Genomic DNA, 21830 nt, shown 5'->3' with positions numbered 1-21830 from the left:
GTAGACTGATCCGAGTTCAGTTGCACTAGGAGGACACGTGGGTCTGCTCGACCGCCTCGAGAAGAGGATCGAGGGCGCCGTCAACGGCGTCTTCGCGCGCGCCTTCAAGGGCGACGTACAGCCCGTCGAGATCGCCGCGCGGCTGCAGCGTGAGCTCGATGCCGAGGCCAAGCTGCTGAGCCGTGACAAGCGCCTGGTGCCCAACCACTTCATGATCGGACTGTCGCCGCGCGACCACGACCGGCTCGCCCCCTACGCCAAGACCCTCAACGCCGAGATCGTGCCCGAACTGCGTGAGTACGCCGGCGAGCGCCGCTACGTCTTCAACGGCCCGATCACCATCGAGTACGACCTGGACGAGTCGCTGCCCACCGGTCGCTTCACCGTCGCCTCCGAGGCGGCGGCAGGCGTGTCGTCCAGCGAACGCGGGCACGGTCATTCCCGCACCCGTCTGGTGCTCGAGGTCAACGGAGTGCGCCACCCACTCACCGAGCCGGGACTGCTGATCGGACGAGGCTCCGAGGCCGACCTGCGGATCAACGACCCGGGCATCTCACGCAAGCACGCCATGATCCACGTGGCCGGCACCGGCGACTCCCAGCGGGTGACCATCGAAGACCTGGGATCGACCAACGGCATCACGGTCAACGGCACCAAGTGCCGGCAGGCCACCATCACCGACGGCACCCGCCTCGAGATCGGCACCACCAGGATGCTGGTGCACGCCCCTGTGGGTTCGTGAGGTGAGCGAACTCGTCGTCGCCGCACTCAAGGTCGCCTTCCTGGCCTTGATGTGGGTGTTCATCATCTTCGCCGCCAGCGTCATCCGCTCCGACCTGTTCGGACGCGAGCTGGCCGCGACCTCACCCGACTTCGCGCCCCGCGAGCCGCAGACCCGCAGGCGTCGTCCCCCTCGCTCGGCCCCCACGCAACTGAAGGTCATCCAGGGCGCCCAGACTGGCCTGGAGGTGCCTCTGATCGGCACCGTGGCCCTGGGACGAGCCGCCGACTCCACCCTGAACATCGACGACGACTACGCCTCGACCCGGCATGCCCAGATCACCCAGGACGAAGAGGGCCACTGGTGGGTCGAGGACCTCGGTTCGACCAATGGCACCGCGGTGAACACCCTGCTGATCACCCAGCGCACCCGCGTGCAGTCCGGTGACGTGATCCGGATCGGGCGCACCCAGATGCGGTTGGAGAAGCGATGACCTTCTCGCTCGACTTCCGCGCCCACTCCGAGGTGGGTCTGGTGCGCAAGAACAACCAGGACTCCGGGTTCGCCTCGCCCACGATGCTGGTGGTCGCCGACGGCATGGGCGGTGCCGCCGCCGGCGACCTGGCCTCGACGGTGGCGATCAACGAGGTCGAACAGATCGACATCGAGGCCACCGGCGAGGAACTGCTCACCACGCTGGCCGGTGCCGTGGCCAGGGCGAACGACACCATCGCCGACCTGGTCGCCCGTGATCACTCCCTCGACGGCATGGGCACCACCGTCTGTGGGGCGATGTTCGACGGCCGCCAACTCGGCCTGGTGCACATCGGCGACTCCCGCGGCTACCTGTTCCGCGACGGATCCCTGGTCAGGCTGACCCACGACCACTCCTGGGTGCAGTCGCTGATTGACGAGGGCCGGATCACCGAGGAGGAGGCCGCGATCCACCCGCACCGCTCCCTGGTGCTCAAGGTGCTCAACGGCCACCCCACCCACAGCCCCGACACCGAACTGATCGAGGTGCACGAGGGCGACCGGGTGCTGTTCTGCAGCGACGGCCTGTGCGGGTTCACCACCGACGACACGATCGCCGAGATCCTCGCCGAGGACGACCTCGACGTGGTGATGGCCGATCTGGTGCAGGCTGCCCACCTGGGCGGCGGGGCCGACAACATCACCATCGTGCTGGCTGACGTCGTCCCCCACGACGAGGCGCTGGGGGCGCGGACGCCGGTCGTCCTCGGCGCCGCGGCGAGCACCACCGTGCCCGACCTCGACGAGCTCGCAGCTGCGGTCGACCTGGGCGACGACGAGGCCGTGGCCGCGGCCGACGAGTCTCCGGTGGTGCCCAAGGCGCCGGTGCCGGTCGCCGCACACACCGATGACGAGCAGGCCCGCTACCAGCCGACCCTGCGCCGACGTCGACGCTGGGTTCCGGTGTTGCTGGCGCTCGTCCTCGCGTTGGTCACCGGCAGCAGCCTGTACGGCGGGTGGGCCTGGGCGAAGACCCAGTACTACGTCGGCGAGAACGACGGCCATGTCGCGATCTACAACGGCATCGAGGGTTCGGTGTTGGGGCGACCGCTGGCCACGGTGGTCGAGACCACCGACATCGAGGTCGCCGGGCTCCCCCGGGTCTACCGCCAGCAGGTGAGCGACACCATCAAGACCAGCACGCTGGACGCGGCCCGCAGCACTGTGCAGCGCCTGCAGACCATGGCAGGCACCTGCCCCAACGACGCCTCGCCCAGCCCACGCCCGTCCGGATCGGCCGTGCCCTCGGGTTCGGCCACCGGGACGACCTCGCCCTCACCGGGCACCTCACCCTCAGGATCGGGTCTGCCCTCGGGCGGGTCCACAGGATCGGGCAGCCCGTCCGCCAGTTTCACGGGCTCGGCGGCGCCAGCACCTCCCGAGGGAGAGTGCTGATGAGCCTCGCCACGCAGGCCTCGGATTCCCCGCCGGTGACCAGCACGGGCTCGGTCGTGGTCTACCGTCGCCGGCGCAACGTCGAGTTGGCGATGACCCTGCTGGCGACCACCCTCGGGCTGGGTGGCTGGCTGTTGACCGGGCTCAACCTGACCGGTGAGGTGCCGGCCAACTGGCCCTGGGTGTGCGGGCTCTGGGCCGGGATGGCGGTCGCCGCCCACCTGGTGATCCGCTGGCGACTGCCCTACGCCGACCCGCTTCTGCTGCCGCTGGTGATCGCGCTCAACGGTCTGGGCCTGGCCATGATCCACCGGATCGACCAGATCCCCAGCCCTCCGCGCAGCGACGCCTGGGACCAGTTCATCTGGACCGGTCTGGGCATGGCGCTGTTCGCCGGGGTGATCATCTTCCTGCGTGACCACCGCCGCCTCCAGCGTTTCCCCTACCTGATGTTCCTGGCCGGCGTCGGCCTGCTGATGCTGCCGCTGGTGCCCGGGCTGGGAGTGCGGCTGGGTGGGTCACGGATCTGGATCCGGGTGGCCGGCTACTCCTTCCAGCCGTCGGAGGTGGCCAAGATCCTGCTCGCCCTGGCCTTCGCCAGCTACCTGGTCGCCCACCGCGAGGTGCTCTCGCTGAGCGGCTTCAAGCTCGGGCCGATCCAGATCCCGCGGGCGCGTGACCTGATGCCGATCGGGCTGATGTGGGCGGCGTCGCTGGCGATCATGGTCTTCCAGAACGACCTGGGCACCTCGATGCTCTTCTTCGGGCTGTTCGTGCTGATGCTCTACGTGGCCACCGAGCGGGCCGGCTGGCCGGCGCTGGCCGCGGTGCTGTTCGCCGTCGGGGCCTGGCTGGCGGTGAACTACACCAACCACGTGCAGGTGCGCATCTCGTCGTGGCTGCACCCCTTCGAGAACTACGACCAGAACGGCCAGGTGATCTCGGCCCAGTTCGGATTCGCCTGGGGCGGTCTGACTGGACGAGGCTGGGGGCTCGGTCGTCCCGGACTGACACCCCTGGCCAAGAGCGACTTCATCGCCGCCGCGATCGGTGAGGAACTCGGCCTGGTCGGGCTGATGGCGGTGATCATGCTGTACGCGCTGCTGGTCGCCCGCGGCCTGCGGATGGCGTTGGCCAGCCATGACCCATTCAGCAAGCTGCTGGCCAGCGGCTTGAGCTTCGTGTTCGCGCTGCAGGTGTTCGCGATCATCGGCGGCGTCACCCGACTGCTGCCGCTGACCGGCCTGACCACCCCGTTCATGAGCCAGGGCGGCAGTTCGCTGATCGCCAACTGGGTGATCATCGCGCTGATGCTGGTGATCAGCCACCACGCCCGGCGTCCGATCAGCTTGGGTGTGGTCACCGACGAACCGACGGTCACCAACCTGGCCGACGACGAGACCCGGATGCTGACGGGCGGAGGCCGACGATGAACCGACCGATCAGGCGCGTGGCCGTGGTGGCCGCGCTGATGTTCTTCGCACTGCTGGTCAACGTCAGCATCAACGAGGTGGTCCGCTCGCCGGGTCTGGCCGGTGACTCCCGCAACCGCCGGGTGCGCGATGCCGAGTACGCCCAGAACCGTGGTCCGATCATGGTCGGCAACGTCCCGATCGCCCAGTCGAACCAGCAGGACGGACGATTCCGCTACGCCCGCAGCTACCCGCAGGCCAGGCTCTACGCCCCGGTCACCGGCTGGTATGCCTACGACTTCGGCGCGGCCGGCATCGAACTGAACTACACCCAGCAACTGGCGGGCACCGACTCGTCCCAGGCCGTCTCGAGGGTGCTCGACAAGCTCACCGGCAAGACCCCGCAGGGTGCCTCGGTGCACACCACCATCGACCCACGGGCCCAGCAGGCCGCCTGGGACGGCCTGGCCGGACGCAAGGGGGCCGTGGTCGCCATCGACTACACCACCGGTGCCGTGCTGGCCTACGTCTCGACCCCCAGCTACGACCCCAACACGCTGTCGAGCACCGACCTGGCCAAGGCCACCGAGTCGTGGAAGACGCTCAACGCTGACAAGAACCGGCCACTGGCCAATCGTGCGTCCAAGGAGATCTACCCACCCGGCTCGACCTTCAAGCTGGTCACCGCCGCCGCGGCGCTCGAGAACGGCATGAAGCCCGACACCATGGTCGACTCACCCACCGTGATGACCCTGCCGAACACCACCACCCGGCTGGGCAACGACACCAACTGTGGTGGCGCGCGCACCAGCCTCGAACACGCCCTGGCGGTCTCGTGCAACACCGCCTTCGCCAATGTCGGCCTGCAACTGGGGGACGAGAAGCTGCGCGAGCAGGCCAAGCTGTTCGGCTTCGACACCGACGTGCCGACCGACGTGCCCTGGGTGAACAGCCACTTCCCCGCCGACCCCGATCGTCCGCAGACCGCACTGAGTGCGATCGGCCAGTACGAGGTGGCGGCCACCCCGCTGCAGATGGCGATGGTCGCCGCCGGCATCGCCAACGACGGCGTGGTCATGCGCCCCTACCTGGCCCAGGAGGTGCGCGGCACCGACCTGCAGGTGATCAGCTCGCACCGCCCGACCCAGCTGAACCGGGCGATGAGCGCCTCGAACGCCAAGTTGTTGCAGCAGATGATGGTCACCACCGTCACCGAAGGCACCGGGCAGCGCGCCCAGGTCGACGGGGTGCGGGTCGGCGGCAAGACCGGAACCGCCCAGTCCGCGCCGAATCGTCCGCCCTACGCCTGGTTCGTGGCGTTCTCCGACGACCCCAAGATCGCCATCGCGGTCTTCATCGAGGATGCCCAGATCGAGCGTTCCGAGATCGCCGGTGGGCGCCTGGCCGGCCCCATCGCCAAGGCCGTGATCGAGGCGCGGCGATGAGACACCTGATGGCATCCTCACCTTCGTCTCAGGCAGATGTTTCACAATGGAGGTCGGTCCGACGCCCCCAGAGGCGCCCCGGCACCTGGAAAGGAACCCATCGATGAGCTCGCAGGGCACCGTGCTCGGTGGCCGGTACCGTCTCGACACGGTCATCGGACGCGGCGGCATGGCCGAGGTCTGGCGTGCGCAGGACCAGCGGCTCGACCGCCTGGTCGCGGTCAAGCGGCTGCGCACCGACCTCGCCTCCGACCCCATGTTCCTGGCCAGATTCCGTCGTGAGGCGCACGCGGCTGCCGGCCTGAACCACCCCAACATCGTCTCGGTGTACGACACCGGCGAGGCGATCGACGAGCCCAGCGGGCTCAGCGTGCCCTACATCGTCATGGAACTGGTCGAGGGCCACACCCTGCGTGAGGTGCTGCGCGACGGCCGCAAGATCCTGCCCGAGCGCGCCCTGCAGTTCGTCCAAGGAGTGCTGGACGCTCTGGCCTACTCGCACAAGGGCGGCATCGTCCACCGCGACATCAAGCCAGCCAATGTGATGCTGACCAAGGGCGGTCAGGTCAAGGTGATGGACTTCGGCATCGCCCGCGCCGTCGCCGACACCTCGGCGACGATGACCCAGACCGCGGCCGTGATCGGCACCGCCCAGTACCTGTCGCCCGAGCAGGCCCGCGGCGAGACCGTCGACCACCGCTCCGACATCTACTCCGCCGGCTGCCTGCTCTACGAACTGCTGGTGGGACGACCTCCCTTCGTCGGCGACTCGCCAGTGAGCGTGGCCTACCAGCACGTGCGCGAGAACCCGGTGCCGCCCAGCCACCTGGACCCCGAACTGACCCCGGCGATGGACGCGGTCACCCTCAAGGCGCTGGCCAAGGACCCCGCCGACCGCTACCAGAACGCCAGCGAAATGCGCGAGGACATCGCCCGCGTGCTGGCCGGCAACGAGGTGACCGCAGTCATCCCGCCCCCAGTGGTCGCGGTCCCCGAACCGGCACCCACCGCCGTCGCACCCGTCGTGGTCTCCGACGACACCAACCCCTCGGGGTTCCTGAACCCGGTCACCACCACCCAGACCGCGATCACCGAGCGCCGCAGATGGGGCGCGGGCACCTGGGTGCTGGTCACCCTGCTCGGGCTGCTGCTGGTGGCGCTCGGTTTCGGCGCCTACCAGGTGCTCAAGCCCGACCCCACGCCGACAGTGGCGATGACCACGGTGCCAGTGGTCGAGGGTCTGGAGGAGTCAGCGGCGAGGGCCACCATCCTCAACGCCAAGCTGCAGGTCGGTGAGATCGCCTACGTCAACGGCCCTGAGGACAGCAAGGGCAAGGTGATCAAGCAGACGCCGGAGAAACTGGCGTCGGTGCCCGAGAACACCCGCATCAACCTGACCGTCAACACCGGGGTCAAGCTGGTCAAGGTGCCCGACAACCTCAAGGGCAAGACCGAGAAGGAGGTCACCGACGCGCTCACCGAGCTCGGCTTCACCGTGGCCCGCTCGGACGCCTCCCCCGCCGACACCCCGGCCGACTACGACAAGGGCCAGGTGGTCTCGCTCGACCCGGCCAGCGGCGCCGAGGTGGCCGAAGGCTCAGAGGTCAAGATCACCGTCGCCACCGGCAAGGTCCAGATCCCCAACGACCTGAGCGGCAAGTCCGAGGAGGACGCCTCCAAGCAGCTCACCGACCTTGGCCTCAAGGTCAAGAGCGAGCCGACCGATGGAGGCGAGGCCGGCAAGGTGGTGAGCAGCGATCCCGAGGGCGGCAAGGTGGTCGAGAAGGGCAGCGAGGTCACCCTGAAGATCGGCAGCGGCACCCCGGTCATCCCCGGCGACCTGGTCGGCAAGACCGAACGCGAGGTCACCCAGATCCTGAGCCGGGCCGGCTACGAGGTGGTGAGCAAGGACCCCAGCGAAACCGGCACGACAGAACCAACCGACGCCGTCGCCGGGCAGGTGCTCTCGGTCGACCCGCGCAGCGGCTCCCCGCTGGCCAAGGGCCAGACCGTGACGATCACGGTCGCCACCGGCAAGTCGGCGGTGCCCAACCTGCGCGGCCTGACTGTAGAAAGAGCCACCCAGATCGCCAAGAACGCCGGTTTCACGATCAAGGTCACCGAGCAGACCTCGAGCCAGGAGGCGGGCAAGGTGTTCAACCAGACCCCGAACGACGGCCAGGTGGTCGACCGCAAGACCGTGATCGAGGTGTTCGTGGCGACCCAGCCCGAGGGCGGTTCCTCCTCGTCCGCGGACGAGAGCCCCACCCCCGGCGGCTGACCATCGGCCGCTCGAACCGGACGAGACCTGGCCGATGAGGCTCTACCTGTCGTCCTACCAACTCGGTGACCACCCCGAGCAGCTGGTCGACCTGATCGGCGAGCGGCGCCACGGCCTGCTGGTCTCGAACGCGATCGACCACGTCGACGACACCGCCCGGTTGCGGCGCGACCGGGAACTCCAGCTGGCCCAGTTGGCAGCCCTCGGACTGCACGCCGAACCTCTCGCGACCCGGTCGCCGACGCCGAACGGTGGTACGGCGAGGTGCGCTTCGACGGGCTGGGCGTGCTCGACCGGCCATTCGTCCCACACCTGGACTCCCCCGGACACCCGGAATCAGCGGTGCTGACGAGGTCGCGGCGCGCCACGTGCGACCAGGTCAGCCCTTCCACGGGCTGCGCGACGGCGAGGCGTTGGTGATCGGCGAGCCACCCGGACGCGCGATCAGCTGATCCTGCCCTGGGGGAGATGACCGCCCGGCGCAGACCAGTACCGCGCGACGGTGCTTCAGCGGGGCGGGCGGGCGTGCTTCCAGGTCGTACTGCCCTGGTAGGCCGGCATCGTCACCTCGGTCAGCGTCGACTGCTTCCACCCCAGCTTGTAGGCCTCGACGTACTGCTTGTAGATGGCCACCGCCGGGCTGGAGTCGAGCGCGGCGTTGAGCACCGCCACGTCACCGATCGCGACGATCTCGTAGGGTGGGGCGTAGGGCACGCCGTGCAGCACCACCGTGTTGCCGACGCACTTCACACCGGTGGACGAGACCACCCGCTGGCCCTGGATGGTCATCGCCTCGGCACCGGAGGCCCAGAGCAGGTTGACCACCATCTGGATGTCCTGCTGGTGCACCACGAGCAGGTCGTCCGAGACGCCCGGGGGCTTGACCTCGAGCGGTGCATCGGTGAGTACCACCTTGACCGCCGGACCCTTCACCGGGGTCGTACCGGACTGGATCGAGATGGTCTCGAGCTGCGCGGCCAGCGCCGGGTCGGCCAGGTCGAGCTTGCTCAGGCCCTCGACCTCGGCCCTCAGCGCGGCCAGTTCGCCGGTCAGGCGGCGGTTCTGCTCGACCTCGACGATCACCAGGTCGGTGAGGTCGGCGTTGCGCCCGGCCCTCAGGTCACCGCCACGGGCAGCCATCGCGCCGACGGTGGCCATCAGTGCGGCGAGCGCGATCACGCCCATCGTCGCCATCCGCGACCAGGTGGTGCGCGGCGATCGTCCCATCGCGGCCCGGGCATGGCGCAGGGCACGCACCATGCGCTCACCGAGCCCGTGCCCGCCCACCTCGAGCACATCCTGGGGTTCTGGCATGGTCACCTCCCGGGGCCGAATGGGGTGTCGTGGCGGCTGTCGACTAGGCTACCCAGTGATCCAGCGGCGCAGGCCGCCAGCGCCCCGTGTTGACAGGAGCCAGCAGTGCCCGAGTCCAGAGTCCGCAAGACCGCTTCGCAGAAGCGGAAGACGGCCGACCGCTCCGCACTGGCGCGCAAGCGTTACGAGGAGTCGCGCCTGGCCGGCGGCGACCGCGGCTGGGTGCCCTGGGTGTTCTCGTCGGTGGGCCTGCTCGGGGTCGCTTGGCTCGTGGTCTACTACGTGGCCGGCTACCAGGTGCCCGGCATGTCGAGCCTGGGCGACTGGAACGTGCTGATCGGCATGGGCCTGATGGCTGCCGCCTTCGCCCTGGCCACCCTCTGGAAGTAGTCGTCCGAGCGGGGGCCGACCGCCGCGGCCGCGAGCGTCAGCCCTGTGGGCGCAACAACGGGAACAGGATCGTCTCGCGCAGCCCGACGCCCTTGAACAGGGCCATCACCCGGTCGATGCCCAGGCCCATGCCGCCCATCGGCGGTGCACCCATCTCGAGCGCGGCCAGGAAGTCCTCGTCCAACTCCATCGCCTCCGGGTCGCCGGCGGCAGCGGCCAAGGCCTGCTCGACCAGCACCTGCCGCTGGTTGACCGGGTCGATCATCTCCGAGAAGCCCGTGCCGCGCTCGACACCACCGATGATCAGGTCCCAGGCCTCGACCATCCGGTCGTCGTCGCGGTGGTTGCGGGCCAGCGGCTGCGCGATCGCGGGGTAGTCGTGGACGAAGGTGGGCTGCAGCAGGGTCTTCTCGACCAGTTCGCTGAACAGCTCCATCGCCAGCTTGCCGTCGTTCCAGATCGGCTTGACCTCGATCTCGTGCGCGGCAGCGATCCGCTCCAGTTCGGCGCGAGGAGTGTCGAGGGTCACCTCCTGGCCCAAGTGCTCCGACAGCCCGGTGAACATCGGCAGCCACGCCCACTCACCGCTCAGGTCGATGACGCCGGCGGGGGTCTCGACCTGCATCATGTCGAGCTCGCGGGCGACGGCGACGATCAGGTCCTGGGTGAGTTGGGCGACGGTGAACTGGCTGCCCCAGCTCATGTACGACTCGAGCATGGTGAACTCCGGCGAGTGCGTGGAGTCGATGCCCTCGTTGCGGAAGATCCGTCCGATCTCGTAGACCCGGTCAGCCCCGCCGACCATCGCCCGCTTCAGCGGCAGCTCCAAGGCGATCCGCAGCGTCATGTCGATGTCGAAGGCGTTGATGTGGGTGCGGAACGGACGAGCCGCCGCCCCACCGTGGACCAGCTGCAGGGTCGGCGTCTCGACCTCGATGAAGCCCTGCTCGGCCAGCACCCGGCGGATGGTGGCGGTGACCAGCGCCCGCTGGCGCACCATCTCGCGCGCCTCGGGCCGCACCACCAGGTCGGCGTGGCGCTGGCGCACACGCGCCTCTTCCGACAGGTCCTTGTGCAGCACCGGCAGCGGACGAAGCGCCTTCGAGGCCATCCGCCACTCGGCGGCCATCACCGACAGCTCCCCGCGTCGGGACGAGATCACTCGTCCCCGTACCCAGACGAAGTCTCCCAGGTCGACGTCGGACTTCCACGCTGCCAGGGCGTACTCACCGACCTCGGCCAGCGACAGCATGACCTGCAACCGCTCGCCGTTGCTGGTCGGGGTGAACCCGTCCTGCAGGGTGGCGAAGGCGAGCTTGCCGGTGTTGCGGACGAAGACCACCCGTCCACCGATGACGACCTCGTCGTCGGTCTCCTGACCGGCCTCGAGGTGGCCCCACGTCGACCGGACCTGCTCGAGGGTGTGGGTGCGGGTCAGGTCGACCGGATAGGGCTGACCGCCCTGGCCGAGGATTCGGGCGCGCTTGTCGCGGCGCACCTGCATCTGCTCACTGACCGAGGCCTCGCCCTGGGACGAGTCGTCGGCGCCCTGCTGGGCGGCGGCTGCCGGTTGCTGGGGGGTCTGCTCACTCACTCGGCACAGCCTAGGCGATGGAGCCGACCGGGCCGTATCGTGGCGCCATGAGCTACGGAAACAACCCCTACGGGGCCAACAACCCCTACGGCCAGAACCCCTACGGTCAGGGCCAGCCCCAGCAGGGACAGCCCCAGTGGGGTGGCCAGCCCGGGCAGCAGCAGGGCCAGCCACCGTGGGGACCCCCGCAGGGCCAGCCCGGGCAGCAGGGCTGGGGCGCGCGTCCCCCGGCCGGGCCCGGTGGTCCTGGTGGCCCTGGTGGCCCTGGTGGCCCTGGGCAGTGGGGCCCGCCGCAGGGCCAGCCGAGTGCTCCCGCAGGCCCTCCAGGACCAGGCGGACCGGGCCAGGGTGCCCCCGGGCAGGGTGGTCCCCAGAGCGGATCCCAGAGCGGCCCGGGGTGGGGAGCCCCGCCGCAGCCAGTGCCGGCGACCCCGGTTCCCGAGCCGGCGCCCCGCCAGATCAGCTTCAGCCGACGTGACCTTCTGGTGAGCACCACCGACTGCATCGCCGGCCAGGAGATCAGCGAGACCCTCGGCGAGGTGATCGGCGTGGTCACCCGTCCGCGCGACATGAAGGCCAGCGCCGACCAGGCGGTCGTGCTCACCGAGACCCGTCAGGCGGCCGTGGCGGCGATGATCGAGATGGCCGAACTGGCCGAGGCCGACGCCGTCGTGGGCCTGCGCTTCGACGGCGGCAAGATCTCGGAGACCTCGTCCGAGGTGACCGCCTACGGCACCGCCGTGAAGCTGGTCGGCGGACGTCCCCGTCGCGCCGAGGTCGACGAGTCGGACGACGCGGGCGACGACGAGCAGGACGCCTCGTCCCAGAACAGCGATCACGAGGGCCACCTGCTCGAGGAGTCGAACCCCTTCCTCGACCAGGGCCCGTCCGATACTCAGGACAACTGAGCACCGCTACTCAACTTGCCCACCTCGATGGCGGTGGTCCCACCGGGGGCCACCGCCATCGTCGTGCCTTCGTGACCCGAGGGTCCGTAGCCTCGAAGGGTGACTGAGGAAACCCGATTCCCCCAGGCCTTCGAGGCCGTCGCCGATGTGGCCGCCCAGGCCAACCGGATCAAGGACCAGTACCCGAACGAGGGCACGCTGAAGAGCGTAGTCACCGAGCACGAGACCGACCGCGCCGAGGTGCGGGTCACGGTCAAGGACGCCCAGGTGGCCTCGCTGCGACTCGACCACATCTGGCTCGAGGAGGCCACTGTCGAGGAGGTCGAGAACAAGGTGCGCGCCTGCGTCAACGCCGCGTGGACCAAGTGGAACGAGGAGAGCCTGAAGCAACTGCGCAACGCCACCCCCGAGATCGCCGAGGTCTCGGCGGCCTTGGAACGCGCCCGCGGCACCATCCGTCAAGCCTTCGACAACGAACTCGATCGCCTCACCAGGGAGTACTGATGTCCAACGACGTCGAATTCACCCCCTCGGCGTGGGTGAAGTCCGGACAGGACTTCCAGTCCACGTCGAGCGCAGTGCGCAGCGCCATCTCGTCGGTGGCGTCCTCGTCGACCGACGCCGCCGCGTGCGGCGCCGCCAATGGGATGGCCACCGTCGACGGTGCGATCACACTGCTGCTCAGCATCCTCAAGGGGGTCATGGACGAGGTCGCACCCGGCATCGCCGAGGGCCTCGACTCCGAGGGCGGCATGATGATCCAGACCGGCGCCGCCTATGCCGGCACCGAGGCCGACAACGAGTACCTCTCCGGCGTGAGCGTGGGTGATCTGTGATGGGCTTCGACTTCCCGGGAATCGACTTCCCCGACCTGCCCAGCATCGGCGAACTACGCAACTACGCCGAGAGCAAGCTCACTGAACTGCTCAACCTGCTCGGTTACGAGTGGCCCTCGACCAACGAGGGCGCGCTGCGGGCGATGGGCACCCAGTGGGACTCGCTTGTCGACACCGTCACCAGCCAGTTGGCGATGCTCGAGGCCGACATCCGCCACATCACCAGCAACAACGCGGGCACCGGCGCGACCGCCTTCGCCAGCTACCTGGCCGGCGAGGAGAGCAATGTCACTGCGCTGCGCAACCTGGCCGAGGTCGCCCCGCTGATCTCGTCCGGTTACGACGTCGCAGCCGGGATCGTGTCGGCGCTACGGCTGGCCGTGGTCGCCGAGATACTGCTCGACGCGATCGCCCTGGGCGTGGCGATCTTCACCGGTGGCGTCGGCGCCGGCGCGTCCTTCCTGGTGCGCCAGGGTGCCGGTGCGGCCATTGGCTACCTGCTCGACCAGGCCGTGATGAAGATCGTGGGGGGCTGAGCGATGGCGATTCGCGTCCGCAAGCCCGCCAAGGGCAAGACCGACCTGATCAGCAAGAAGATTGCCGACAAGCTCACCATCGGGTCGAAGCGTCCTGCCAAGGCGCTCGACGTCGACCAGTACGGCAACCTGCGTCGCGGCGACGTGGTGGGCGACGGGCTCGAGCACGACCACATCCCCAGCCTGGCCGCGCTGAAGAAGCAGTTGGAGCTCGAGCAGAAGGGCAAACTCACCCCGGCGCAGGAGCGTTGGCTGCGCGAGAACGGCACCGCGATCACCATCCCCCGTGACGTGCACAAGCGCGGACGCACCCACGGCGGCAAGAACACCAAGACCCAGATCAACCTCGACGCCCAGGACCTGGCCGCTGCCGCCGAGCGTGACTACGCCGCCTTGCGCAAGAATCTGCTGGACGACGGTTACGACGCAGCCGACGTCGACGCCGCGATCGACAAGATCCGGGAGATCAACAAGAAGCGAGGCATCGGATGACCCCCAGCGGACAGCTCACCACCTTCCTGGCCGCCATCGGGGCCAGCAACCCCGACCCGCGGATCCTCGAGGTCGTGACCCTGGTCGGACCGAAGCGCAAGAAGCAGAAGGGCATCGACGGCGGCGAGTTCTGGACCTTCGCCGACAAGGGTGCCGACCTCAGCTTCGACGCCGAGGGCACGCTGACGACGGTGTTCCTTCGTCCCTACGACACCGACGAGTACGGCGTGGAGTACACCGCCTACCCCGACTTCGGTGAGCTGGTCGAGGGGCTGGGTGACATGCCCAGCCGCGTCGACGTCCGCGAGGTCTTCGGCGACCCCGACGACACCGCCGACAACGTCGTCCTGCACCAGGTCGGCGGACGCTGGCTGCGGTTCGAGTTCGACGACGAGGACGACGTCATCCTGCTCACGCTGATGCACGAAGTGCCCCGCTGAGACACCCGGACGGATTCGGGCCCGATCGCTGGCAGTCGCCACCGATCGGGCCCGATTCCTGTTGGGCCGGGTGTCGATCGGCCACGATGGGGTCATGCCACCAACCGATCCATCACAGTCCAGGGGTTCGCAGACCGTCAAGGGTGTGATCGCCCGCGCCAAGGGCCAACCGGTCGAACTGGTCGACGTGGTCGTCCCCGACCCCGGCCCGGGTGAGGCAGTGGTGGTCGTCCAGGCCTGCGGGGTCTGCCACACCGACCTGCACTACCGCGACGGCGGCATCAACGACGACTTCCCGTTCCTGCTGGGCCACGAGGCCGCCGGGGTGGTCGAGGCGGTCGGCACGGGTGTCACCAACGTCGCGGTCGGCGACTTCGTCGTCCTCAACTGGCGGGCGGTCTGCGGCACCTGCCGGGCGTGCCGGCGCGGTCGTCCGTGGTACTGCTTCGCCACCCACAACGCCACCCAGAAGATGACGCTGACCGATGGCACCGAGCTGACACCGGCGTTGGGCATCGGGGCATTCATCGAGAAGACCTTGGTCGCGGCCGGGCAGTGCACCAAGGTGGACTCCGAGGCCGACCCAGCGGTGGTCGGGCTGCTCGGCTGCGGGGTGATGGCAGGGTTCGGCGCGGCGGTCAACACCGGTGGTGTCGGGCGCGGAGACACGGTCGCGGTGATCGGCTGCGGAGGTGTCGGTGACGCCGCCGTGATGGGTGCGCGGGTGGCCGGGGCGACCACGATCGTCGCCATCGACGTGGACGAGCGCAAGCTCGAGTGGGCCCGCCAGGCTGGGGCGACCCACACCGTGAACTCCTCGACCGAGGACGCCGTCGAGCGGGTGCGTGAGCTCACCGGCGGCTTCGGCGCCGACGTGGTGATCGATGCGGTCGCTCGTCCCGAGACCTACCAACAGGCCTTCTACATGCGCGACCTGGCCGGGGTGGTCGTCCTGGTCGGCGTGCCCCACCCGACCACCACGGTCGAGTTGCCGATGATCGAGATCTTCGGACGAGGAGGCGCACTCAAGTCGTCCTGGTACGGCGACTGCCTGCCCGAGCGGGACTTCCCGATGCTGGTCGACCTCGATCGTCAGGGCCGGATCGACCTCGGGTTCTTCGTCAGTAAGCGGATCGGCATCGGTGATGTCGAGGCCGCCTTCGAACGGATGCAGCGCGGCGACGTGCTGCGATCGGTGGTGGAACTGTCATGAGCGTCCGTGTCGAGCACGCTGTCACCTCGGGCACCTTCAGCCTCGACGGTGGCACCTGGGAGGTCGACAACAACGTCTGGCTGCTCGGTGACGAGCACGAGTGCGTGGTGTTCGACGCCCCCCACGACGATGTCGCGATCGCGGAGCTCATCGACGCACGACGGGTGGTGGCGATCCTGTTGACTCATGCCCACGACGACCACATCAGGGCGGCGCGTGAGTTGTCGGAGCGTGTCGGCGCGCCGATCTGGCTGCACCCGGACGACCGGGTGCTGTGGGACCTGGTCTACGACGACGGCCCTGATGCCGAGGTGGCCGACGGGCAGTTGATCGACGTCGCCGGGGTGCAGGTGCAGGTGCTGCACACCCCGGGGCACTCACCGGGCGCGGTCTGCTACCACGTGCCGGCGCTGGGGGTGCTGTTCAGCGGCGACACCCTGTTCCAGGGCGGGCCGGGGGCGACCGGGCGCTCGTACTCGTCGTTCGAGACCATCATCGAGTCGATCCGCACGAAGCTGTTCGCGCTGGCCGACGAGACGGTGGTGCACACCGGCCACGGTGACGACACCACGATCGGGGCGGAGCGGCCACACCTGGAGGAGTGGATCGCCCGCGGCCACTGACCGGCGGTTGGGCGAGCTGAGCGGTTCGTCCCCGCAATGGGTTCGCTGGCCTGCGGGGGGGCGGGGGCGCTGGTGCGATGCCGAGATGCGCTGCCGACACGCGCGTGCGGTCAGGCCGGGCTGATCCGGATGCCGTCGCGCTCGAGGCTGAATGCGACGTCGGCCAGGGTGGCGGCGTGGCCATCGGCCTCGAGGAGCTCTCGTGGTGTGGTGGTGGTCAGCGCGAGGGTCGCGCAGCCCGCTGCCCTGGCTGACTCGAGCCCTCCGACGGCGTCCTCGACCACCAGGCAGTCACGCGGGTCGACCCCGAGTAGTTCGGCAGCCAGCAGGTAGGGGTCCGGGGCGGGCTTGCCGCGCTGGACCCGCTCGACGGTGACGCAGACCGACGGCATCGGTATCTCGGCGATGCGCATGCGCAACTCGAAGAGGTCATCGGGGCAGGAGGTGACGATGGCCCGCTGGCTGTCGTCGAGCACTGTCAGCGCCTCGATCGAACCCGGAAGCGCGATGACTCCGTCGGTGTCGGCCAACTCGATCGCGGTGATGCGCTCGATCGCCTCGTCGACCAGTTCGGGCGGCAGCAGGTTGCGTGCGGTCGTGGCCGCGGGGATGCCATGCGCCTGCTGCAACGCATCGCGCGGCAAGTCGTACTCGGTGGCCCAGGTCTGCCAGGAGCGCTCCACCGCCGGGGTGGAGTCGACCAGGGTGCCATCCATGTCGAACAGAACAGCGACGAAAGTGCGGTCAGGCAGCGATCCGAGGTCAACCACGCCCCGATCCTAGGGCTGACCGGGTTGCTCGGCCCTCCTGTTCGCCCCCCGCTCAGAGGTTGCTGTGTCGGCCACCTCGACCCTCGGCCGCCCCTCGCGTGCGGTCAGGTCCGATCTGGGACTGCCGGCGTTCCCGGATCGCCGGCACCAACTGGTGAGCGTCACCCGATGCCCGGAACCCGGCAGAACTCGCGGGGGTGAACGGCTAGACCGCCTTGAACTCTCAACCCCTGCCGGGTTCCGGACATGGTCAGGTCCGCACACGATGTCTCACATGTCCTGGGACTTGCCTGCCTCCCCGCCGGAGCGCCCGACTGTTCGCCATCGGTCCGTTGTCGGTCCCCAGTGCCCGGTGTCCCGAAACGGGCAGAGGTTCGGGATCCATCCCACCCAGAGACACTCACCGTCAAACCTCTGCCGGAAACCGGGCCCGCCGCTGCCCGAGGCCAAGGGCAGGGCGACCCGAACTTCACGCCACCCCCGACTTGAATGAGTGAGCACTCACTCACTAGAGTTTCCCGGGTGACACCCCGCGCACCCGCCATGCCTCCCCTGGAGCGCCGCGCGACCATCCTCGACGCCGCCGTCCCGATGGTCGCCACCCCCGGCCTCACCTTCACCACCCAGGAGGTGGCCGACGCCGCCGGCATCGCCGAGGGCACCCTGTTCCGGGTCTTCCCGACCAAGGCCGACCTCGTCCAGGCCGTCATCGAGCAGGTGCTCGACCCGACCACTGTGTGCCGGCAACTCTCCCAGCTGCGGCCCAACTCACTCGACGAGGCCGTCAGCCAGGTCATCGACCTGCTCGGGTCATCGGTGAAGAACACCTCCGCCTTCTTCGCCAGCCTGCACGCCCGCGGCGAGAAGCCCCCCACTCCCCCGGCTGGCGACGACTGCACCCGCGACCAGCACCGCACCGCCCAGGAGCGCCGCGCGCAACAGGTGCACGAGGCGATCACCACGGTGCTGCAGCCCTTCGCCGCCGACCTGCGCACCACCCCCGAGGTGGCCGCCAGCCACCTGCGCACCCTGGTGATGGCCATCCACCACCCGTTCCTTTCAGACCGCAGCATCACCGACGGCGACGAAGTCACCGCTCTGCTGCTGCACGGCATCTCCAAGGAGTCCTGATGGTGCTCGTCCGACTCATCAACCGCTACGTGTGGCGCAGTTGGCCGCAGGTGGTCGGGGTGTTGTTGCTGCAGGCAGTGGCCGTGGTGGCCTCGTTCATCCTGCCCACGCTCAACGCCGAGATCATCGACAACGGCGTGCTCCGCTCCGACATCCGCTACATCTGGGAGCGCGGCGGCCTGATGCTGGGCGTCTCGGCCATGCAGGTTCTCGCGCAGGTCTGCGCGGTCTGGCTGGGCGCGGCGACCGCCATGCGGGTCGGGCACGACATCCGCGAGGCGATCTTCCACCGGGCCCTCAGCTTCAGCGCCCGCGAGGTGAACCAGTTCGGGGCCGCGTCGCTGATCACCCGCAACACCAACGACGTGCAGCAGGTGCAGCAGTTGTTGCTGATGACCCTGATCATGATGGTCAGCGCCCCGATGACCATGGCCTTCGGCGTGTTCATGGCCCTGCGCGAAGACCGTGAACTGTCCTGGGTGATCCTGGTCGCCGTGGTCGTCCTCGGTGCGGCGATGGCGGCGCTGATCTGGCGGGCGTTCCCGCTGTTCGGCACCATGCAGACCCGCATCGACACCCTCAACCGGGTGCTGCGCGAGCAGATCACCGGCATCCGGGTGGTGCGCGCGTTCGTCCGCGAGCCCTACGAGGCCGAGCGTTTCGACAAGGCCAATCGCGAGCTCACCGAGACCCAGTTGGCCGTCGGCAAGCTGATGGTCGCCATGTTCCCGGTCGTGATGTTCGTGATGAACGTCTCGACCATCGCGGTCACCTGGTTCGCCGTCGGGCGGATCGACTCCGGCGAGCTCGGAGTCGGCCAGATGACCGCCTTCATCACCTACCTGATGCAGATCCTGATGAGCGTGATGATGACCGTGTTCATGTCGTTCATGGTGCCGCGCGCCGCGGTCAGCGCCCGACGGATCACCGAGGTGCTCGAGACTTCGTCCAGCGTGGTGCCGCCGACCTCGGGTGTCACCGACCTGCGCGAGGAGGGCATCGTCCGGGTCGAGTCGGTCGAGTTCTCCTACCCCGGCGCCGAGGCTCCAGTGCTGCAGGACATCAGCTTCGAGCTGCGGCCCGGCACAACCACGGCGGTGATCGGCTCGACCGGGTCGGGCAAGACCACCTTGGTCAACCTGTTGCCCCGGCTCGTCGACGCCACCGCCGGACGGATCACCATCGACGGTCACGACGTGCGCGAGATCGACCCGGACACGCTGTGGGCCCAGATCGGGCTCGTCCCGCAGCGGGCCTACCTGTTCAGCGGCACCGTGGCCTCGAACCTGCGCTACGGCAAGCCCGACGCCACCGAGGACGAGATGTGGGCCGCGCTCGAGACCGCGCAGGCCGCAGACTTCGTCCGTCGGATGGACGGGCAGTTGGACGCCCGGATCAGCCAGGGCGGCACGAATGTCTCGGGCGGCCAGAGGCAGCGTCTCTCGATCGCTCGGGCCCTGGTGAAGAAGCCCAGGGTGTACGTGTTCGACGACTCCTTCTCGGCCCTCGACGTGGCCACCGATGCCAGGCTGCGGGCCGCACTTGAGCCGACCACCCAGGACGCGGCGGTGCTGATCGTCGCCCAGCGCGTGTCGACCATTCGGGGCGCCGACCAGATCGTCGTCCTCGACGACGGACACATCGTCGGGCTCGGGCGTCACGAGGAACTGCTCGAGACCTGCCCGACCTACCTCGAGATCGTCAATTCCCAGCTGAGCGCAGAGGAGGCCGCAGCATGAGCGATAAGAAGGCCAACAAGCGCGACGAGACCATCGAGGTCGCCCGCAAGTCGGGAGCGCAGGGGCATGGCCCGGGTATGGGCCGGCTCAACGAGAAGGCGGTCAACTTCCTGCCCTCGCTGAAGCGGCTGCTGGCCAGGTTCGCGCCGCACCGTGTGGCGATCGGCTTCGTGGTGCTGATGTCGATGCTCGGCGTCGGGTTCAACGTGGTCGGCCCGAAGATCCTCGGACGAGCCACCGACTACATCGTCGCCGGCCTGGTCGGCAAGAACCTGCCGAGCGGGATCAGCAAGGAGCAGTTGATCGAGCAGATGCGGGCCACCGGTCAGGGTGACATGGCCGACCTGATCTCGAAGATGCCGGTCGTGCCGGGCATGGGGATCAACACCGACAAGGTGGGCGAGATCCTGTTGCTCGCGCTCGGGCTCTACGTGGCGGCGGCGCTGCTGAGCGTGGCCCAGGGCTGGATCCTGAACATCATCGTGCAGGGCGGCATCCGGCAGCTTCGCACCGACGTCGCGTCCAAGCTGGAGCGGCTGCCGCTGAGCTACTTCGACTCCCAGCCTCGCGGTGAACTGCTGAGCCGGGTGACCAACGACATCGACAACATTGCGCAGAGCCTGCAGCAGACCGCGCAGCAGATGCTCAACTCGGTGTTCATGCTGATCGGCGTGCTGGTGATGATGTTCTGGGTCTCGCCGTTGCTGGCGGTGCTGACCCTGCTGATCGTGCCGGTCTCGGGTGTGGTCGCGGCCCTGATCGGCAAGCGCTCGCAGCGTGAGTTCGCCGCCATGTGGAAGGCCACCGGCGAGCTGAACTCCGAGATCGAGGAGGCCTACTCGGGCCACTCGTTGGTCAAGGTGTTCGGACGCCAGCGCGAGGTCGAGAGTGAGTTCGCCGAGCGCAACCGGCGGCTGCGGGAGTCGAGCTTCCTGGGCCAGTTCCTGGCCGGGATCATGATGCCGGTGATGTTCTTCATCGGGAACCTCAACTACGTCGTGATCGCCGTGGTCGGCGGCTTGCGGGTGGCCAGTGGCTCGATGCCGCTGGGTGATGTGCAGGCGTTCATCCAGTACTCGCGGATGTTCACCCAGCCGATCTCGCAGGTGGCCTCGATGGCCAACATGCTGCAGTCGGGTGTGGCCTCGGCCGAGCGCGTCTTCGAGGTGCTCGACACCGAGGAGGTCAGCACCGAGGGCACCGCAGCCCTTCCCGAGACCAAGGGACGCGTGGTCTTCGACCACGTGAAGTTCAGCTACTCCCCCGACAAGCCGCTGATCGAGGACCTGTCGCTGGTGGCCGAGCCCGGCCAGGCGGTGGCGATCGTCGGCCCCACCGGGGCGGGCAAGACCACGCTGGTGAACCTGCTGATGCGCTTCTACGAACTCGACGGCGGGCGGATCACCCTCGACGGCGTGGACATCTCGACGGTGCGCCGCTCAGACCTGCGCAGCCGCCTGGGCATGGTGCTGCAGGACACCTGGCTGTTCGAGGGCACCATCCGCGACAACATCGCCTACGGGCGTCCTGGGGCGAGCGAGGACGAGATCCATGCCGCGGCCGAGGCGGCCTACGTCAACCGGTTCGTCCACACCTTGCCGCTGGGCTACGACACGGTGATCGACGACGAGGGCTCGAACCTGTCGGCGGGTGAGCGGCAGTTGGTGACCATCGCGCGGGCATTCCTGAGCGACCCGTCACTGCTGATCCTCGACGAGGCGACCAGTTCGGTCGACACCCGCACCGAGGTGCTGGTGCAGGAGGCCATGGCCAAGTTGCGGCAGGGCCGGACCTCGTTCGTGATCGCGCACCGGCTGTCGACGATTCGGGACGCCGACCTGATCCTGGTGATGGAGCAGGGCGCGATCGTCGAGCAGGGCAACCACCACGACCTGCTGCAGATCCCGGGTCACTACAAGGCGCTGTACGAGTCCCAGTTCGCGGCTGCCATCGACCACGAGGTGCCGGCTCACGCCTGACGCACGCCCGGGGCATCGCTGGAGTGCGTCGTGTCCGGAACCCGGCAGAAGTTCGGCTCGTACGGTCCTGAACCCCT

The 21830-nt window shown here is 68.7% G+C and carries 22 protein-coding genes; 19 read left to right on the top strand and 3 right to left on the bottom strand.

Going from position 1 to position 21830, the window contains the following annotated elements:
- Positions 1-37 precede the first annotated feature (37 nt).
- From IE660_RS07950 to IE660_RS07920, 7 genes are all read left to right on the top strand, one after another.
- The gene (locus IE660_RS07950; RefSeq protein WP_203567791.1) at positions 38-742 is read left to right on the top strand and encodes an FhaA domain-containing protein; all 705 of its coding nucleotides are present in this window, start codon (positions 38-40) and stop codon (positions 740-742) included.
- Between the two features lies 1 nt (position 743).
- Entirely contained in the window at positions 744-1214 is a 471-nt protein-coding gene (locus IE660_RS07945) for an FHA domain-containing protein FhaB/FipA (protein ID WP_203567790.1), read from the top strand.
- Positions 1211-2650 carry a PP2C family protein-serine/threonine phosphatase gene (locus IE660_RS07940; RefSeq protein ID WP_203567789.1) on the top strand — a complete coding sequence of 480 codons (1440 nt, stop codon included), beginning with the start codon at positions 1211-1213 and terminating at the stop codon, positions 2648-2650. The genes IE660_RS07945 and IE660_RS07940 overlap by 4 nt, the downstream gene beginning before the upstream one ends.
- Positions 2650-4083 (top strand): FtsW/RodA/SpoVE family cell cycle protein, encoded by a 1434-nt coding sequence (locus IE660_RS07935; protein ID WP_203567788.1) that lies wholly within the window; start codon positions 2650-2652, stop codon positions 4081-4083. The genes IE660_RS07940 and IE660_RS07935 overlap by 1 nt, the downstream gene beginning before the upstream one ends.
- Entirely contained in the window at positions 4080-5507 is a 1428-nt protein-coding gene (locus IE660_RS07930) for a peptidoglycan D,D-transpeptidase FtsI family protein (RefSeq protein ID WP_203567787.1), read from the top strand. The genes IE660_RS07935 and IE660_RS07930 overlap by 4 nt, the downstream gene beginning before the upstream one ends.
- Positions 5508-5610: 103 nt before the next feature.
- On the top strand, positions 5611-7788 hold the full coding sequence (pknB, locus tag IE660_RS07925; protein ID WP_203567786.1) for a Stk1 family PASTA domain-containing Ser/Thr kinase: 2178 nt from the start codon (positions 5611-5613) through the stop codon (positions 7786-7788).
- Between the two features lie 34 nt (positions 7789-7822).
- Positions 7823-8137 carry a hypothetical protein gene (locus tag IE660_RS07920; RefSeq protein WP_203567785.1) on the top strand — a complete coding sequence of 105 codons (315 nt, stop codon included), beginning with the start codon at positions 7823-7825 and terminating at the stop codon, positions 8135-8137.
- 158 nt (positions 8138-8295) lie between these two features.
- Here the strand turns inward: IE660_RS07920 and IE660_RS07915 are convergent, their stop codons facing one another.
- Positions 8296-9102, bottom strand: a complete 807-nt coding sequence (locus tag IE660_RS07915; protein WP_235997137.1) for a DUF881 domain-containing protein — start codon at positions 9100-9102, stop codon at positions 8296-8298.
- Between the two features lie 105 nt (positions 9103-9207).
- Between IE660_RS07915 and IE660_RS07910 the strand changes: the two genes are divergently transcribed.
- On the top strand, positions 9208-9492 hold the full coding sequence (locus IE660_RS07910; protein WP_203567784.1) for a cell division protein CrgA: 285 nt from the start codon (positions 9208-9210) through the stop codon (positions 9490-9492).
- Between the two features lie 37 nt (positions 9493-9529).
- On the opposite strand, the gene IE660_RS07905 is transcribed toward IE660_RS07910, so the two are convergent.
- On the bottom strand, positions 9530-10996 hold the full coding sequence (locus IE660_RS07905; protein ID WP_203567871.1) for a lysine--tRNA ligase: 1467 nt from the start codon (positions 10994-10996) through the stop codon (positions 9530-9532).
- A gap of 137 nt (positions 10997-11133) precedes the next feature.
- Between IE660_RS07905 and IE660_RS07900 the strand changes: the two genes are divergently transcribed.
- From IE660_RS07900 to IE660_RS07865, 8 genes are all read left to right on the top strand, one after another.
- Positions 11134-11994, top strand: coding sequence for a heavy metal-binding domain-containing protein (locus IE660_RS07900; RefSeq protein ID WP_203567783.1), 861 nt, complete (start codon positions 11134-11136; stop codon positions 11992-11994).
- Positions 11995-12093: 99 nt separating this feature from the next.
- Positions 12094-12498 carry a hypothetical protein gene (locus IE660_RS07895; RefSeq protein ID WP_203567782.1) on the top strand — a complete coding sequence of 135 codons (405 nt, stop codon included), beginning with the start codon at positions 12094-12096 and terminating at the stop codon, positions 12496-12498.
- A complete protein-coding gene (locus IE660_RS07890; RefSeq protein WP_203567781.1) occupies positions 12498-12830 on the top strand; it encodes a hypothetical protein in 333 nt (110 codons plus the stop codon). The genes IE660_RS07895 and IE660_RS07890 overlap by 1 nt, the downstream gene beginning before the upstream one ends.
- The gene (locus IE660_RS07885) at positions 12830-13366 is read left to right on the top strand and encodes a WXG100-like domain-containing protein (protein ID WP_203567780.1); all 537 of its coding nucleotides are present in this window, start codon (positions 12830-12832) and stop codon (positions 13364-13366) included. The genes IE660_RS07890 and IE660_RS07885 overlap by 1 nt, the downstream gene beginning before the upstream one ends.
- A gap of 3 nt (positions 13367-13369) precedes the next feature.
- Positions 13370-13858 (top strand): hypothetical protein, encoded by a 489-nt coding sequence (locus IE660_RS07880; protein ID WP_203567779.1) that lies wholly within the window; start codon positions 13370-13372, stop codon positions 13856-13858.
- Positions 13855-14298, top strand: a complete 444-nt coding sequence (locus IE660_RS07875; protein ID WP_203567778.1) for a hypothetical protein — start codon at positions 13855-13857, stop codon at positions 14296-14298. Before IE660_RS07880 ends, IE660_RS07875 begins: the two co-directional genes overlap by 4 nt.
- A gap of 94 nt (positions 14299-14392) precedes the next feature.
- Entirely contained in the window at positions 14393-15511 is a 1119-nt protein-coding gene (locus tag IE660_RS07870) for an S-(hydroxymethyl)mycothiol dehydrogenase (RefSeq protein ID WP_203567777.1), read from the top strand.
- Positions 15508-16134: an MBL fold metallo-hydrolase gene (locus tag IE660_RS07865; protein ID WP_203567776.1), complete on the top strand. Its 627-nt coding sequence runs from the start codon at positions 15508-15510 to the stop codon at positions 16132-16134. Before IE660_RS07870 ends, IE660_RS07865 begins: the two co-directional genes overlap by 4 nt.
- 110 nt (positions 16135-16244) lie before the next feature.
- Here IE660_RS07865 and IE660_RS07860 read toward each other — a convergent pair whose 3' ends face one another.
- Positions 16245-16904, bottom strand: coding sequence for an HAD-IA family hydrolase (locus tag IE660_RS07860; protein ID WP_328701892.1), 660 nt, complete (start codon positions 16902-16904; stop codon positions 16245-16247).
- Positions 16905-17426: 522 nt separating this feature from the next.
- Here IE660_RS07860 and IE660_RS07855 point away from each other — a divergent pair.
- The 3 genes from IE660_RS07855 to IE660_RS07845 are packed head-to-tail and all read left to right on the top strand — an operon-like array spanning position 17427 to position 21753.
- Complete coding sequence (locus IE660_RS07855) at positions 17427-18035, top strand: TetR/AcrR family transcriptional regulator (protein WP_203567775.1); 609 nt, start codon at positions 17427-17429, stop codon at positions 18033-18035.
- A gap of 2 nt (positions 18036-18037) precedes the next feature.
- Positions 18038-19774, top strand: a complete 1737-nt coding sequence (locus IE660_RS07850) for an ABC transporter ATP-binding protein (RefSeq protein ID WP_407929006.1) — start codon at positions 18038-18040, stop codon at positions 19772-19774.
- Complete coding sequence (locus IE660_RS07845) at positions 19771-21753, top strand: ABC transporter ATP-binding protein (protein ID WP_203567773.1); 1983 nt, start codon at positions 19771-19773, stop codon at positions 21751-21753. Before IE660_RS07850 ends, IE660_RS07845 begins: the two co-directional genes overlap by 4 nt.
- Positions 21754-21830: the final 77 nt, after the last annotated feature.

Origin of the sequence: Aestuariimicrobium ganziense, from assembly GCF_015352975.1 — a bacterium.
GTDB lineage: Bacteria > Actinomycetota > Actinomycetes > Propionibacteriales > Propionibacteriaceae > Aestuariimicrobium > Aestuariimicrobium ganziense.
This window is presented reverse-complemented; position numbering and strand designations above follow the sequence as displayed.